This is a genomic window from Streptomyces sp. NPDC087440 (assembly GCF_044744005.1).
Taxonomy (GTDB): Bacteria; Actinomycetota; Actinomycetes; order Streptomycetales; family Streptomycetaceae; genus Streptomyces.
Genome location: NZ_JBIUXN010000008.1, coordinates 246,760 through 261,439, shown reverse-complemented (window position 1 = coordinate 261,439; position 14,680 = coordinate 246,760). Strand labels below are relative to the sequence as shown.

The 14,680-nt window shown below is 74.4% G+C and carries 12 protein-coding genes; 4 read left to right on the top strand and 8 right to left on the bottom strand.

The annotated features are described in order from the left end of the window. Nucleotides 1-17: 17 nt before the first annotated feature. The 5 genes from ACIO3O_RS18915 to ACIO3O_RS18895 all read right to left on the bottom strand — a co-directional run bounded on the left by ACIO3O_RS18915 (nt 18) and on the right by ACIO3O_RS18895 (nt 5,639). Nucleotides 18-293, bottom strand: coding sequence for an acyl carrier protein (locus tag ACIO3O_RS18915; protein WP_401747002.1), 276 nt, complete (start codon nt 291-293; stop codon nt 18-20). Nucleotides 294-373: 80 nt separating this feature from the next. Further along, nucleotides 374-1,582 carry a ketosynthase chain-length factor gene (locus ACIO3O_RS18910; RefSeq protein WP_401747000.1) on the bottom strand — a complete coding sequence of 403 codons (1,209 nt, stop codon included), beginning with the start codon at nt 1,580-1,582 and terminating at the stop codon, nt 374-376. Further along, on the bottom strand, nt 1,579-2,844 hold the full coding sequence (locus tag ACIO3O_RS18905) for a beta-ketoacyl-[acyl-carrier-protein] synthase family protein (RefSeq protein ID WP_401746998.1): 1,266 nt from the start codon (nt 2,842-2,844) through the stop codon (nt 1,579-1,581). The genes ACIO3O_RS18910 and ACIO3O_RS18905 overlap by 4 nt, the downstream gene beginning before the upstream one ends. Nucleotides 2,845-3,104: 260 nt before the next feature. After that, nucleotides 3,105-4,754: an acyl-CoA carboxylase subunit beta gene (locus ACIO3O_RS18900; protein ID WP_401746995.1), complete on the bottom strand. Its 1,650-nt coding sequence runs from the start codon at nt 4,752-4,754 to the stop codon at nt 3,105-3,107. Nucleotides 4,755-4,838: 84 nt separating this feature from the next. Beyond that, entirely contained in the window at nt 4,839-5,639 is an 801-nt protein-coding gene (locus tag ACIO3O_RS18895) for a BTAD domain-containing putative transcriptional regulator (RefSeq protein ID WP_401746993.1), read from the bottom strand. 211 nt (nt 5,640-5,850) lie between these two features. Between ACIO3O_RS18895 and ACIO3O_RS18890 the strand changes: the two genes are divergently transcribed. The 4 genes from ACIO3O_RS18890 to ACIO3O_RS18875 all read left to right on the top strand — a co-directional run bounded on the left by ACIO3O_RS18890 (nt 5,851) and on the right by ACIO3O_RS18875 (nt 10,602). Next, the gene (locus ACIO3O_RS18890; RefSeq protein WP_401746990.1) at nt 5,851-6,159 is read left to right on the top strand and encodes a hypothetical protein; all 309 of its coding nucleotides are present in this window, start codon (nt 5,851-5,853) and stop codon (nt 6,157-6,159) included. Nucleotides 6,160-6,239: 80 nt separating this feature from the next. Further along, the gene (locus ACIO3O_RS18885) at nt 6,240-8,552 is read left to right on the top strand and encodes a TOMM precursor leader peptide-binding protein (RefSeq protein ID WP_401747149.1); all 2,313 of its coding nucleotides are present in this window, start codon (nt 6,240-6,242) and stop codon (nt 8,550-8,552) included. A gap of 79 nt (nt 8,553-8,631) precedes the next feature. Next, nucleotides 8,632-9,927 carry a sensor histidine kinase gene (locus ACIO3O_RS18880; protein WP_401746988.1) on the top strand — a complete coding sequence of 432 codons (1,296 nt, stop codon included), beginning with the start codon at nt 8,632-8,634 and terminating at the stop codon, nt 9,925-9,927. 60 nt (nt 9,928-9,987) lie between these two features. After that, nucleotides 9,988-10,602, top strand: a complete 615-nt coding sequence (locus ACIO3O_RS18875) for a DNA-binding response regulator (protein WP_401746985.1) — start codon at nt 9,988-9,990, stop codon at nt 10,600-10,602. Nucleotides 10,603-10,628: 26 nt separating this feature from the next. On the opposite strand, the gene ACIO3O_RS18870 is transcribed toward ACIO3O_RS18875, so the two are convergent. The 3 genes from ACIO3O_RS18870 to ACIO3O_RS18860 form a co-directional block, all read right to left on the bottom strand. Further along, nucleotides 10,629-11,450: a 4'-phosphopantetheinyl transferase family protein gene (locus ACIO3O_RS18870; protein ID WP_401746984.1), complete on the bottom strand. Its 822-nt coding sequence runs from the start codon at nt 11,448-11,450 to the stop codon at nt 10,629-10,631. 4 nt (nt 11,451-11,454) lie between these two features. Next, entirely contained in the window at nt 11,455-12,708 is a 1,254-nt protein-coding gene (locus tag ACIO3O_RS18865; RefSeq protein WP_401746982.1) for an acyltransferase domain-containing protein, read from the bottom strand. Between the two features lie 143 nt (nt 12,709-12,851). Continuing rightward, the coding region (locus tag ACIO3O_RS18860; RefSeq protein WP_401746980.1) for an acyl-CoA dehydrogenase at nt 12,852-14,680 on the bottom strand (1,829 nt) is incomplete at its 5' end.

Here is a 14,680-nt window from a genome sequence, read left to right as displayed (position 1 = left end):
GGTCGGGGGGGGTTGGGTCAGGCGGCGCGGGCCGCGGAGTCGGTGTTGATCAGGGCGAGCAGGGCGCCGGGGGTCTCGGCGTCGACGATGGCGTCGTCCGGGATGGCGATGCCGTACTCGCGCTGGATCTGGCCGATCACCTGGAGCAGGGCCAGCGAGTCGTAGCCGAGGTCGATGAAGGGGGTGTCCAGGACGTCGCCGTCCAGGTCGACGCCCTCCTCCTCGCCCGCGCTCTCGCGCAGCATGCGGGTCAGGTCGGCCAGGGTCACGGTGGTGGACGCGGTGGTGGACATGAGCTGCCTTTCGGTTGGGTGGGAGCGTACGAAATCGGGCGTACGGGATCGGGGGCGGCCGGGATCAGGGGCGTGCGGGATCAGGGAGCGCGCAGGACCAGGGCGGCGTTGAAGCCGCCGTGGCCGCGTGCCAGGACCAGGGCGGTGCGCGGTGCGCTCTCCCGGGGGCCGTCGACGACCAGGTCGAGTCCCGGGAGCGGGTCGCCGGTGACGACGGTGGGCGGGATCACGCCGTCGCGCAGGGCGAGCAGGGCGGTCGCCACGTCGAGGGACGCGCCGCCCGCCAGCAGACGGCCGGTGAGCGACTTGGGGGCGGTGACCGGCACCCCGTGGGGGCCGAAGAGGGCGATCAGGGTCGCGGCCTCCGCCGCGTCGAGGGCGGGCACCCCGGACGCGTCGGCGAAGACCACGTCGACGTCGGCGGGGGTGAGACCCGCGTCCTTCAGGGCGTTCTCCGCGGCCCGGCGCAGCCCCTTGGGCCGGTCGGAGCCGGGTGCCGGGTCGAGGGTGGCCGCGTACCCGGCGATCTCGCCGTAGATCCGGTCGGCGCCCCGGGCGCGGGCCGACGCGGCGTCCTCGGTGATGAGGATCGCGCCGCCCTCGCCGGGCACGTAGCCCCGGGCGGACGTGGACAGCGGGGAGTACGCGGTGGCCGGGTCGGGGTCGGTGGACAGCAGCCCGGAGGCGATCTGCGGGACCCAGCCCCAGGGGCAGAGCATCGCGTCGACACCGCCCGCGACGACCGCCGGGCAGCCCCTGCGGATGTGCCGGCGGGCCTGGCCGAGGGCGTCGAGGCCGCCGGCCTGCTCGGTCAGGAGCACACCGCTGGGGCCGCGCATCGCGTGCCGGATGGATATCTGGCCGGTGTTCACCGCGTAGAACCAGGCGAAGGACTGGTAGGCGCTGACGTACTCCTTGCCCTTGCTCCACAGGTTCTGCAGTTCGCGCTGGCCGAACTCGACGGCGCCGCCGGAGGCCGAGGTGACGACGCCGATGCCGTACTCGGGCAGCGACTCGGGGTCCAGTCCGGCGTCCGCGACGGCCCAGTCGGTGGCGGTGAGGGCGAGGCGGGTCATGTGGTCGGTCTGCGGCAGCAGCCGGGAGGGGATGTGGTCCTCGGCAACGTAGCCGGGAACCTCCCCGCCGACGGTGGACGGGTAGGAGGAGACGTCGAAGCGGGTGACGGTGTCCAGTCCCGACGTGCCGGTGAGGGCGGCCTTCCAGTAGTCCTCGGTGCCCAGGCCGTTGGGGGCGGTGATGCCGAGTCCGGTGACGACGGTGGCGGTCATGCCGCGCTCCTCTCCGGTCGGGCCAGCAGCATCGCGCTCTGGAAGCCGCCGAAGCCGCTGCCCACGCTCAGCACGGTGTCGGTCTTCTGCTCGCGGGCCGTCAACGGGATGTAGTCGAGGTCGAGTTCGGGGTCGGGTTCGTGCAGGTTCGCGGTCGGCGGCAGCACGCCGTGTTCCATCGCGAGGGCGCAGGCGGCGATCTCCAGGGAGCCGATCGCGCCGAGCGAGTGCCCGATCATCGACTTGATGGAGCTGATCGGGGTGGCGTAGGCGTGCGCGCCGAGGCTGCGCTTGAAGGCCCCGGTCTCGTGACGGTCGTTCATCTTGGTGCCGGAGCCGTGCGCGTTGATGTAGTCGATGGCGGTGGGGTTCAGGCGGGCCTCGGCGAGGGCGGCGTCGATGGCGGTGGCCATCTCGATGCCGTCGGGCTTGAGGCCGGTCATGTGGAAGGCGTTGGCGCGGGAGGCGAAACCGGCGATCTCGGCGTAGATGTGCGCGCCGCGGGCCCTGGCCGCCTCGTACTCCTCCAGGACGAGGATCGCCGCGCCCTCGCCGAGCACCAGGCCGCTGCGGGTCCGGTCGAAGGGGCGGCAGGCGCTCTCGGGGGTGTCGTTGCGGGGGGTGGTGGCGTGGATGGCGTCGAAGCAGGCCGAGGTGATCGGGGAGATCGGGGCCTCGGTGGCACCGGCGATCATGATGTCGGCGGTGCCCTCGCGGATGAGTTCCACGGCGTGGCCCAGCGAGTCCAGGCCCGAGGTGCAGCCGGTGGAGACGACCGCGGCCGGGCCCTCGGCGCCCGCCGCCCGGCCGACCTCGGCGGCCATCGAGCTGGGGACGAAGTGGTCGTACAACTGGGGTACGGCGTAGGTGTGGTCGACGTTCCACAGGCGGCCGCCGTCACTGGTGACGACGTACTCGCGCTCCAGGCTGGTGGTGCAGCCCACCGCGCTGCCCAGCGAGGTGCCGATGCGGCCCGGGTCGACGGCGGCGAAGTCCAGGCCGCTGTCGGCGACGGCCTCGCGGGTGGAGACGACGGCGAACTGGGCGGCCCGGTCCAGGCGGCGGATCTCCTGCGGGGTGAGGCCCGCGGCCTCCGGGTCGAAGTCGCACTCGGCGGCGACCTGGGAACGGAACGGCGAGGGGTCGTAGAAGGAGATCCGCCGGCTGGCGGTGCGTCCCGCGGTGAGCAGGTCCCAGTACTCCTTGACCCCGACCCCGCCGGGGGCCACCACGCCGAGGCCGGTGATGACGACTCTGCGCATGGCGGCTACCTCGTCTTCCTGTCGAAACGGGTGCGGGACACTCTGCTCTCTCCTCTGTTCGGTGCGGACCCGGCGGCCGTCGTGCGCGGTGCGGGCCGGTGCGGCGGCCGGGACGGTTCAGGGTCTGGGCCTCCCCGTCCCGGCCGTCCGTTCCGGCCGGACGCCCGCTTGTGGCGTGCCGCCGTGCGCCGGTGCCGGTATGGAACGTCCGCCCCCTCGACGGCCGCTCGCGTCCGCGTGGACAGCCCCCGAGGGGCGGGTCAGGCAGGGGCGTTGCCGTGTTTGCGGGCGGGCACCCGGGCCTTCTTGGTGCGCAGGGCGGCCAGCGAGCGGATCAGTACCGAGCGGGTCTCGCCGGGGTCGATGACGTCGTCGACGAGGCCGCGTTCGGCGGCGTAGTAGGGGTGCATCAGCTCGGTCCGGTACTCCTTGATGCGTTGCTGCCGTACGGACTCGGGGTCGTCGGACGCGGCGATCTCACGGCGGAAGATGACGTTCGCGGCGCCCTCGGCGCCCATCACGGCGATCTCGTTGGTGGGCCAGGCGAAGGACAGGTCGGCGCCGATGGAGCGGGAGTCCATGACGATGTACGCGCCGCCGTACGCCTTGCGCAGCACCAGGGAGATGCGGGGCACGGTGGCGTTGCAGTAGGCGTACAGGAGTTTCGCGCCGTGCCGGATGATGCCGCCGTGCTCCTGGTCGACGCCGGGCAGGAAGCCGGGCACGTCGACGAGGGTGACCAGGGGGATGTTGAAGGCGTCGCAGGTGGAGACGAAGCGGGCGGCCTTCTCCGAGGCGTGGATGTCGAGGACTCCGGCGAGCGCGCCGGGCTGGTTGGCGACGATGCCGACGGTCTGCCCGTCGAGGCGGGCGAGCGAGCACACGATGTTGCGGGCCCACCCCTCGTGGACCTCGAAGTGGTCGCCGTCGTCGACGATCTCCGCGATCACGTCCCGGATGTCGTAGGCCCGGGTGGGGTCGGCCGGAACCAGGGAGGTCAGGGCGTCGGTGCGGCGGTCGGCGGGGTCCTGGCAGGGTTCGGCGGGCGGCAGCTCGCGGTTGTTGGCGGGCAGCAGCGACAGCAGGTGGCGCACGTCCTCCAGGCAGTCGCGTTCGTCGTCGTACGTGAAGTGGCTGACCCCGGACACCGTGCCGTGGACGTCGGCGCCGCCGAGGCCGTTGTGGGTGATCTCCTCGCCGGTGACGGCCCGTACGACGTCGGGGCCCGTGATGAACATCTGGGCGCTCTCGCGGACCATGAACACGAAGTCGGTGAGGGCGGGGCTGTAGGCGGCGCCGCCCGCGCAGGGGCCGAGCATCACGGAGATCTGCGGCAGCACTCCGGAGGCGGCGACGTTGCGGCGGAAGATGCCGCCGTATCCGGCGAGCGCGGTGACGCCCTCCTGGATGCGGGCGCCCGCACCGTCGTTGAGGGAGACCAGCGGGGCCCCGGCCGCCTCGGCGAGGTCCATCACCTTGTGCACCTTGGCGGCGTGCGCCTCGCCGAGGGCGCCGGCGAAGACCCGGAAGTCGTGGGCGTACGCGAAGACGGTGCGGCCGTGCACCTGGCCCCAGCCGATGACGACGCCGTCGCCGTGCGGCTTGCGGGCCTCCAGGCCGAAGCCGGTGGCGCGGTGCCTGCGCAGGGGTTCGATCTCGGTGAAGGTGCCCTCGTCGAAGAGGAGGGCGAGGCGTTCGTGGGCGGTGAGTTTGTTCTTGGCGTGCTGGCGGCGGGTGGCTTCGGGGTCGGGGCCCCGGCCCACCTCCTCCTTGAGCCGGCGCAGTTCGGCCGTGGCGGAGTGCAGGTCGGGGGCGGGGGCCGCGGCCGGGGCGGGGGCGGGCACCGGGGACGGTGCGGGGGTGGGGCTGGGGGTGGGGGATGCGGGCCGGTGGTCGTCGAGGATCGTCATCGGCGCACCGTAGGAACACCGCCTAGAGCGCCGCTCAGGGGCGCGGGGAACGGGGAACGGGGAACGGGCCTCCGCGGTGCGGCCTCAGCCGACGACCGCGGACAGGTCTCCCTGGTCGAGCGCGGGGTCCGCGTTGAGGACGGCGCGGTGCAGTCGCTGGATGCGCCCCGAGGGCTCCAGGCCGAGCTCCTCCACCAGGGCGTCGCGCAGCCGCTGGTACTCCTCCAGTGCCCGCCACGATCCGCCGGAGCGGTGCAGTGCCGTCATCAGGAGCGCGCAGAAGTTCTCGTGCATGGGGTGACGGGCCATCAGCACCCGCAGTTCGGGGATGATCTCGTTGTGCCGGCCGAGCAGCAGGTCGGACTCCAGGCGCAGTTCGAGGGTGGCCATCCGGCCCTCCTCCAGGCGCAGCACCTCCAGCTCCAGCACCCCGCCGATCCGGACGTCGACCATGGCGGAGCCCTCCCACAGGTCGAGTCCGCGGCCGAGCAGTGCGGAGGCGGCCGCGTGGTCGCCCGCGGCGTGCGCGGCCCGCCCGGAGGCGGCCAGCCGGTCGAACTCCTGGCAGTCGACCTGGCCCGGCTGGACCTGGAGGAGGTAGCCGCCGTACCGGGTGACCAGGACGTCCTTGGCCTGGCGGGCCGGGTCGCCGTCCAGGGCGGCGGCGATCTTGCGGCGGAGCTGGAGGACGTACGTCTGGAGCGTGGTGGCGGCGCTGCGGGGGATGCGTTCGCCCCAGATCTCCTCCATGAGGGTGGGCACCGTCACCACGCGGTCGGCCTGGAGTGCCAGCAGAGCCAGGATCTGGCGTGGCTTGGCCGCGGTGGGCACCACGGAGATGCCCTGCTCCTCGGCGACGAGCGGTCCGAGGACCTTGATGTCCATTGCTGTTGCCCCTCTCTGGCCCGGTACGGGTGCCGAGTCGGTAGGAGGGATGCTTCCAGCCGCCGGGCGCGCGGCCCAGTGAGGTGGTCATGAGGAGGGATGTGAATCTCTCATGCCCGAACGGTGATCGTCGCACTGGGCCTGCGGGGCGGCCGGGCTCAGAATCCTGTCCAGCGAGAGCACGACTCGACCACGACTCCAGGAGATCCCGATGAGTCCCACCGTTTCCTCCGCCCCCGCCCCGGCGGCCCCGTCCACCGCGACGGCCTCGTACGACGAGCGCTTCGCGCTGCTGCTGGCCAGGACCGGGCTGGACGCGGAACTGGGGGCCCGGTTCGCCGAGACCCCCGGGGCCGTGCTCGACCAGTACGGTCTCGGGACGGCCGCCGCCCCCAGACCCGCCGCCGTGCTGACGGTCGAGGAGCTGGACGGCCACGACGCCGCCGCGATGCTGCCGCCGACCTGGCGCTGCCGGACGGACGCGCCGAAGCCGGTCAAGACGCCCGTCGAGTCGCAGTGAGCACCCCGCTCGTCACCGGTTCCCCGCAGCGCCGTCCGGTGGAGCCGCAACGCCGTCCGGTGGAGCCCGAGCGCCGTCCGGTGGAGCCCGAGCGCCCCGCCCCGGCGGCGGGGGCCGAACGCCCGGTCGGATTCAAGCGGCACCTGCGGGTCGAACCGGTGCCGGGCGAGGGGGTGTACGTGCTCGCCGACACAGGGGTCAGGGTGCTCGACGGCGCGGCCGCCGAGGCCCTGGCGCCCCTGCTGGACGGCACCCGCACCCTGCCCGAGGTGGTGCGCGACGCCTGCGCGGTGCTGCCCGCCGCCGAGGCCGGCCAGGGTCTGGCGGCGCTGGGCCGGGCCGGGCTGCTGGGCACGCGCGGCCCGGACGACGGGGCCGGGGCGGCGCACGCCTACTGGGACGCGGCGGGCATCGACGGTTCCGCGGCGGTCGAGGCGCTCGCCGCCACGGTGGTGGACGTCGTCGCGGTCGGCGCGGCGGACACCGCCGCGGCCCGGGCCGCCTGCCGGGCGGCCGGGCTGGTGCTCGCCGCCCCCGGCGGGCCGGCCGACCTGACGCTGGTGCTGTGCGAGGACTACCTGCGTCCCGAACTCGCGGAGGTCGACGCCGCACACCGGGCGGCCGGGCGCACCTGGCTGCCCGCCCGGACCACCGGCGCCGAGGTGTGGGTGGGCCCCTTCTTCGGGCCCGCCTCCCCCGACGTCCCCGAACCCGCCTGCTGGGAGTGCCTGGCGCACCGGCTGCGGGCGCACCGCAGCTCGCAGAACCCGGTGCGCCGGGTGCTGGGGCTGGCCGGTCCGGTCCCGCTGCCCCCGGTCGCGCTGCCGTCGACGGCCGCGCTGGGCGTGCAGCTGGCGGTGCTGGAGCTCGCCAAGTGGGCGGCGGGGCTGCGCCGTCCGGGACAGTCGGCGGTGACCGTCCTCGACACCCTGACGCTGAGCAGTACGCCGCATCCGGTGCGCCGCAGGCCGCAGTGCCCCCGCTGCGGGGACCCCTCGCTGGTGGCGCGCCGGGTGAACTCCCCCTTCGTACCCGCCTCCCGGCCCAAGCACGGCGCCCAGGGCGGCAATCACCGGGCGCTTCCCCTGGAGGAGGTGTACGCCCGCCACCGTCACCTCGTCTCGCCGGTCACCGGTGCGGTGTCGGCCGTGCGCCCGGCCGCGGCGACCCCCGACGGCCTGTACCACTACGTGTCGGGGCGCAACCTCGCCCTCGGCGGCCGGGACCTGGCGGGCCTGCGGTCGGGGCTGCGCAGCCACAGCGGCGGGAAGGGCGTGAGCGCGCGGGAGGCCGAGGTCGGCGCCCTGTGCGAGGCGCTGGAGCGGTACTCGGGCACCCGGCAGGGCGACGAACCGGTGGTGCGCGACAGCCTGCGGGGGCTGGGCGGCGCGGCCCTGCACCCCAACTCCTGCCAGCTGTACGCCACCGCGCAGTTCGCCGACCGGGCCCGCTGGAACCAGCGGTACGCGCACTCGGCGTTCCAGCAGATACCCGAGCCCTTCGATCCGGGCGCCGCGGTGGAGTGGACGCCGGTGTGGTCGCTGACGGCGGGCGGGAGCCGGCTGCTGCCCACCTCGATGCTGTACTTCGGCCCGGGGCCGGACGGTGTCGCGCGCTCCCCGTGGGCGGACTCCAACGGCAATGCCGCCGGGGCGAGTCCGGAGGACGCCCTGGTGCAGGGCTTCCTGGAGCTGGTGGAGCGGGACGCGGTGGCCCTGTGGTGGTACAACCGCACCCGGCGGGCGGCCGTCGACCTGGACGCCTTCGACGAGCCGTGGCTCGCGGCGACGCGCGCCGCCTACGCACGGGCCGGCCGCGAGGTGTGGGCACTGGACGTGACCTCGGACTTCGGGATTCCGGTGGTGGTGGCGCTGTCGCGGCGCACCGACGGCGGTGGACTGCGGCCCGAGGACATCTCGTTCGGCTTCGGGGCGCACTTCGACCCGAGGCTGGCGCTGCGCCGCGCGGTCACCGAGCTGGCCCAACTGCTGCCGCCCACCGACCCGGGAGCGGACCGGGCACAGTACGCCGGGGATCCGGAGGTGTCCCGCTGGTGGGACACCGCGACCCTGGCCGGTGAGCCCCACCTGGTGCCGGACGCGGCCGAGTCGCCGCGCACGCCCGCCTGTTGGGGGTACCGGCCGACGGCCGACCTACGCGAGGACGTGGCGACGGCGACGGAACTGGTGCGGGCGCGGGGCCTGGACCTGCTGGTGCTGGACCAGACGCGGCCCGACATCGGGCTGCCGGTGGTGAAGGCGATCGTGCCGGGGATGCGGCACTTCTGGGCCAGGTTCGCTCCCGGCAGGCTCTTCGACGTACCCGTGGAGCAGGGGCTGTTGACCGTGCCGACGGCCTACCGGGACCTGAATCCGACGCCGCTGTTCGCCTGACGGGTCAGCAGGTCCGTTGCGGAGAGGTGGAGTCCCGGAGGGGTGGGTGAGGTGGGGGATACGTGCATAACATGCGGGCATGTCCCCCACCGAAGACCGAGAAGACGGGCTGATATCCCGCCGGGATCTGCCGGTTCCGCTGCTGGCCCGGGCCTGCACGATCGTGGCGCTGCTGTGCTACAGCACCGTCACGGTCCTCAATGTCATCGCCTGGAACAAGGGCGCCCAGGGCCTGGTGATGTGCGCCCTGTGCATCCTGTGCGTGTTCACCGTGCAGTGCCTGGTGTCGGCCCCCTCGTCGCGGCTGTGGTCCACGCGCACCAAACTGCTCGCCCTCGGGGCCCAGGCGCTGCTGACGTACGTGCCGTTCACCTGGTTCGGCCTCAACTGGGGAAGCATGGAGGGGCCGATGGCGGCCTCGGTGCTTCTGCTGCTGCCCGCCAGGGCCGCGTGGCCGGTGTACGCGCTGGTGCTGGTGGCCGTCCCGGCGTACGCGTTGTCGGCGGGGGCGACGGCGACGGAGTCGGCGTACTACACGACGTCGGCGCTGCTGTGCAGCATCGTCATCTACGGGCTGAGCAGGCTCACCGAGCTGGTGCACGAGGTACACGCCACCCGGGCCCGGATGGCGCGGATGGCGGTGGGCCAGGAACGGCTGCGGTTCGCCCGGGACCTGCACGACCTGCTGGGGTACAGCCTGTCCGTGATCGCGCTCAAGGGCGAGCTGTCGCTGCGGCTGATCGACAACCATCCCGAGCGGGCCCGGCAGGAGACCCGGGCGCTGCTGGAGATCACCCGGCGGGCGCTGGCCGACGTACGGCTGGTGGCCAGCGGGTACCGGGAGATGTCGCTGCGGGACGAACTGGACGCGGCGGCGGCGGTCTTGGAGACGGCGGGCGTCGAGGCCGAGGTGCGCATGGAGTGCGGGCGGCTGCATCCGGTGATCGAGACCGTGCTCGCGACCACGCTGCGCGAGGGGGTGACCAACCTCCTTCGGCACAGCAGGGTCGAGTTCTGTACGATCACAGCCAGTCAGGAGGACGAATCGGTTCTTCTGACACTGGTGAACGACGGGGTCGGCCCCACGACGCCTGCGGGTCCGCACCCGACGCCCCCCGGGTACGGTGGAAGTGGTCCGGACCTGCACGGGGGGAGCGGTCTGCGCAATCTCCGCACCCGGCTGGAGGCCGTCGGCGGCACGCTGGACGCCGGTGCGCACCCGGACGGCCGCTTCACGCTGGTGGCGCGGGCTCCGGTGAAGCCGCCGGAGGGCGCGGACGGGGAGACGGAGGAGTACACGGGGGCGGTCGAGGGGACCGCACGCGAAGGGGAGTTGCCGGAGGCCGGGGGGTCTGCGGTGCGGACCGCCGCTTGACCGGGGCTCGATCGCGGGTCCGGGTGCCGGCGGCCGGTCGGAACAACTGCTGGGGGGCCCATGCTGACGGTGAAGATCCTGCTCGCCGAGGATGTCCACATGATCCGGGGGGCGTTGGTCGCACTGCTGCACCTGGAACCGGACCTGCGGGTGGTGGCCACCGTCGACCGCGGTGACACCATCGTGGCGGCCGCGCTGGAGCACAGACCCGACGTCGCGGTGATCGACATCGACCTGCCGGGCACCGACGGTCTGACCGCGGCCACCGAGCTGCGGATGCGGGTGCCCACCTGCCGTTCGCTGATCCTGACGGCGCTGGGCCGCCCCGGCATCCTGCGCCGGGCGATGACCGCGCAGGTGGACGGCTTCCTGCTGAAGGACTCCCCGCCGGACCAGCTCGCGACGGCGGTGCGCAACGTGGCGGCGGGGCGCCGGGTGGTGGACCCCCAGCTGGCGGTCACCGCCTGGGAGTCGCCCAACAGCCCGCTCTCGCCGCGCGAGCTGGAGGTGCTGCGGCTGGCGGCGCGGGGGGCGGACATCGCGGAGATCGCCGGGTGTCTGTACCTGTCGCAGGGGACGGTACGGAACTACCTGACGGCGATCGTGGCCAAGCTGGGCGCACGCAACCGGATCGACGCGGTCCGGATAGCGGAGGACGCGGGCTGGATCCCGTAGCTCCGCGGCATTCCCCGGCGCGTGGGTCAGCCCTCGCCGAGCAGCGCGTCCAGCAGTCCGTCGTCCAGCACCGTGTCCACCGACAGGTCGGTCAGCTCGCCGAATCCGGTGTCGTGGACGGCCGCACTGACCACGTACTCCCCCACCCCGAAGGTGCCGAAGGTCCAGGCGCCGTGGTCGGCGGTGGTGCCGTCGGGGCGGGTGAGCCGGGCGCCCACGGCCAGCGGCTCGAAGCCGAACTCGGTGAAGCGGAAGCGCAGTCCCTGCCCGAGCGCCTTGCTGTACGCCTCCTTCAGCGTCCACATCCGCACCAGCACGTCGTTGCGCGCCTCGGGCCCCGCCGCGTCCAGCAGCCGCAGTTCGTACGGGGTGCACGCCTGCCGTTCGGAGCCCGTTCCGGCCAGGCGGCGGTCGGCCCGCTCCACGTCCACGCCGATCCGGCCGCGCCGGGTGATGCCCACCACCATGGTCTCCTCGGTGTGGCTGAGGCTCACGTCGATCTGGTCGCAGCCCCTGACGTAGGGCCGCCCGGCCGACTGGTAGGCCAGGTCGACGAGTTCCGGTGCGGAGCCGATGGCCGCGGCGGCGGTGTACCGCAGCAGCAGCCGGGAGGCCAGCAGCCGCTCCCGCATCCGGGGGCGGTCCATGGCCTGGTAGCGCTGCCAGTCCCGGCCGAGGAGTTCCCCGAGGCGGCCGGGGCCGGTGCCGGGCGGCGGCAGCCAGCCGGGCATGCGGCCGTGCACCAGGACGGTGCCGGTGGCCGCGAGTTGCTCGCGCACCAGGTCCCAGCGGGCGTGCGGGCCCGGCGCGTCCAGCGGTGCGCCGAGGACGGCGGACGGCTGTGCCATCGGCTCACGCCCCGGCCAGGAGGGCGGCCAGCGGCCCCGCGTCGAGTGCGGAGATCACTCCGGCCAGGTCGACGGCGTCGCTCCGGGGCCCCTTGCAGACGGGGAAGCAGGGCAGTTCGGCGTCGCCGCCCATCCGCTTGAGGAAGGGGGTCAGGACCACCCTCGGCCCGATCTCGACGACATGGGTGGGGCGCTGCTGGGCGAGCAGGGCGCGGGCCGCGTCGGCGAACCGTACGGGGGCGGTGATCTGCTCGGTCCAGTACGGGGCGTACAGCGGCTCGTTGACCAGTCGGCCGCGCACCGTGGAGTAGAACGGCAGCCGGGGGGCGCCGCCGGGCAGCCGTCGCAGCACGGAGGCGAACTTCGCCTGCATCGGCCGCATCAGCGGCGAGTGGAAGGCGTGCGTGACGGTCAGCCGCCGGGACGCGAGGCCCGCCTCGGCGAGCTTGGCCTCCACCCGGGTCAGCGCGTCGACGGGCCCGGAGAGCACGGTGGCCCGGGAGGCGTTGATCGCCGCGATGCCCACTTCGGGCTCGTCGGCGATGAGGTCGGCGGCCTCGAAGGGGGCGGCGCAGGTGGCCGTCATGCCGCCGCCCGCCGGGAGGTACTGCATGAACGCCCCGCGCAGCGCCACCAGTCGGGCGGCGTCGGGCAGCGTCAGGGCGCCGGCCACGGTGGCGGCGGCGAACTCGCCGATGCCGTGCCCGAGGACGGCGACCGGCTGCACGCCCGCCTCCTGGAGGGTGCGCGCCATGGCGTACTCGACGGCGAACAGGGCGGGCTGGGTGAAGCCGGTGAGGTGGATGCGCGGGTCTCCCGCGAGGATCAGGTCGACGACCGACTCCTTGGTGTACGGGCGCAGTTCCTCGGCGGCCTCGTCCAGGTGGGCGCGGTAGCCGGTGGAGTGCAGGTACAGGCCCGCCGTCATCCCCTCGTGCTGGGAACCCTGCCCGGTGAAGACGAACGCGGCCCGCACCGTGCTCCGGTCGCGGCGCGCGGCGCGGTCCGCCATGCAGCGGGCGAGGGAGTCCACGGTCGGGTACGTCCAGATCTCGCCCGGTTCGATCAGGGGGCCGAACTCCTCCTCGATGTCGCCGTAGAGGCTGAGCGCGGCCACCGAGTCCAGGCCGTGGTCGGTGAGGGGGGCGTCGCCCCGGACGGGGCGGCCGAGGTAGTGCGCGATCCGCTGCGACAGCCACTCGTGATGGGCGTCGGCCGGTGGTTCGCCGCACGGCGGGTACTGCTCGGATGCGGTCATGCGGGGCTTCCTCTCAGGGCGGGACGCGGGGGCGGCACGCGGGGGCGGCGGGGGGCGGGGGCGGCACGCGGGGGCGGCAGGGGGGGGCGGTGGGGTGCAGGGGGCGGCGGGGTGCAGGGGGCGGCGGGGCGCGGGCGTCGTGGTCAGGCGAGCGGGGAGGCGTACAGGTCGAAGCTCCGCCCGCCGTGCAGTCGGCCCAGCACCTCGGCCAGCACCCGCCGCTCGCCGTCGGGGGACCGCTCGGGCAGCGCACGACCGAGCCGCCCGGCCAGGCGGCGCAGCGCGGCGCAGGCCCAGGCGGGGTCGGCCAGGAAGTCGCCGGGCGGGGCGTCGTGGCACCGTTCGCGCCACACGCCGAGCACGGCGGCCGCCGCGAAGACCGGGGTGTACCGGTCGCCGAGACCCAGGTAGCGGGGGCTGGCCAGGGACCTGCGGTCGCCCGGATCGACGGCGGCGAACTCCCGGCGCAGCTCCGCCAGTTCCCCCCGGAAGGTCCTCGCGAGGGCGGCGAGCGCGGGACCGCCGTCGCCGTCCTCGCGGTCCGCGTGCTCCACCAGCATCGCGGCGAGCGGGTCGCCGTCGCCCAGCAGGGCGGCCCGGGACAGGTCCAGCGGCGGCAGGTCCTCGTACAGGCGGAACAGGGCGGCGGGCGCGGGCCGCGAGCGGAACCACGAGGTGCGGGCGAAGTGCGGCAGCTGCGGAAGGATGCTGACCTGGCGGCCCGCGCTGCCCGCGTGGCCCATCGACGTGACGGGCAGGTCCCGCAGCTGCTTGTGGAACATGCCGTACGTGCCGCCCCCGCCGAAGCTCTCCTCGCCGAGCACGGCGGACATCTCGTCCATCGCCTCCGCGACGATCTTCGGGGCGAGGTAGGCGGCGGCCGCCGCGTACACGCTCGTCTCGCGCGGCAGCAGGTGCAGTGCACGGGTCGCCACCAGGGCCATCGCGTCGCTGATCAGCAGGTCCAGGAAGGCGCCGGTCAGTACGGACCTGACGTGGGCCACGTCCAGGGCGCGGCGGCCGTCCGGCCGGGCGCGGACGGCGAAGGCGGCCACGGTGCGCAGGGCGGTGTCCGCGCCGGCCAGCACGATCGACGGGATCAGCCCCCGGATGACCAGCGACGAGCGCAGGCTCAGGGTGTAGCCGTCGCCCGCCTCGGCAACGACCGCCGAGGCGGGCAGGCGCAGTCCCTCGGTGCGCAGGCCGCCGAACTCGGCGCTGCGCATGCCGGTGGTCTCCCGCCGCCCGAGGTCCTCGACGCTGCCCGGCGGGAGGGCGCCCCGGTCGGCCGTGAAGACGGTGTGGCTGCGGCCGCCCGAGCCGTCGCCGGTGCGGGCGAACAGCACCAGGCCGCGGGCCCGGGAGGAGTTGGCGATGCCGGACTTGGCTCCGGTCAGCAGCCAGTCGCCGTCGGGCAGCGGGCGGGCGGTGAACTCGTCGCGGACGAAGTCGTTGCCGTGCGCGGTGCCGTGCCGGGCGACCGCCACCCGCTGCCCGGCCAGCAGCAGGCCGGCGACGGTGCGGCGCTGGGCGGCGGTGCCGCCGGTCCACACCGGGGTGGCGGCGAAGAAACAGTTCAGGCCGTAGCCAAAGCCGAGGGAGGCGTCCCGGCGGAATACCGGGCGCAGCACCCGGCCCAGGACGTCCATCCGGTGCAGCCGCCCGCCGAGCGCGGCGGGCACGAACTCGGCGTTGAGCCCGAACCCGTCCAGCACCTCCTCCGCCCCGCGGGGCAGTTCGCCCCGGGCGTCGGCGGCGAGCAGGGCGGCGGCACCCAGCGGGTTGCCCGGGTCGCCGAGCGGCCCCAGGGCCCGCTCCAGGGTGTCGACGCGGACCTGCGGGGCGTCGGCGGGACCCTGCGGGGCGGGCGGGGCGACGGCGGGACCCTGCGGGGCCGCCGTGGGGCTCTGCGGGGTGTCGACGGGGCCCTGTGCGGCGCCCGTGGGGGCCTGCGCGGCATTGACCCGGTCCT

What these genes read in the sequence shown, in the direction of transcription:
- ACIO3O_RS18880 (WP_401746988.1), top strand. Translation starts at nt 8,632, where the DNA reads ATGTCCCCCACCGAAGACCGAGAAGACGGGCTGATATCCCGCCGGGAT.
- ACIO3O_RS18900 (WP_401746995.1), bottom strand. Translation starts at nt 4,754, where the DNA reads ATGACGATCCTCGACGACCACCGGCCCGCATCCCCCACCCCCAGCCCC.
- ACIO3O_RS18915 (WP_401747002.1), bottom strand. Translation starts at nt 293, where the DNA reads ATGTCCACCACCGCGTCCACCACCGTGACCCTGGCCGACCTGACCCGC.
- ACIO3O_RS18890 (WP_401746990.1), top strand. Translation starts at nt 5,851, where the DNA reads ATGAGTCCCACCGTTTCCTCCGCCCCCGCCCCGGCGGCCCCGTCCACC.
- ACIO3O_RS18870 (WP_401746984.1), bottom strand. Translation starts at nt 11,450, where the DNA reads ATGGCACAGCCGTCCGCCGTCCTCGGCGCACCGCTGGACGCGCCGGGC.
- ACIO3O_RS18905 (WP_401746998.1), bottom strand. Translation starts at nt 2,844, where the DNA reads ATGCGCAGAGTCGTCATCACCGGCCTCGGCGTGGTGGCCCCCGGCGGG.
- ACIO3O_RS18875 (WP_401746985.1), top strand. Translation starts at nt 9,988, where the DNA reads ATGCTGACGGTGAAGATCCTGCTCGCCGAGGATGTCCACATGATCCGG.
- ACIO3O_RS18895 (WP_401746993.1), bottom strand. Translation starts at nt 5,639, where the DNA reads ATGGACATCAAGGTCCTCGGACCGCTCGTCGCCGAGGAGCAGGGCATC.
- ACIO3O_RS18910 (WP_401747000.1), bottom strand. Translation starts at nt 1,582, where the DNA reads ATGACCGCCACCGTCGTCACCGGACTCGGCATCACCGCCCCCAACGGC.
- ACIO3O_RS18865 (WP_401746982.1), bottom strand. Translation starts at nt 12,708, where the DNA reads ATGACCGCATCCGAGCAGTACCCGCCGTGCGGCGAACCACCGGCCGAC.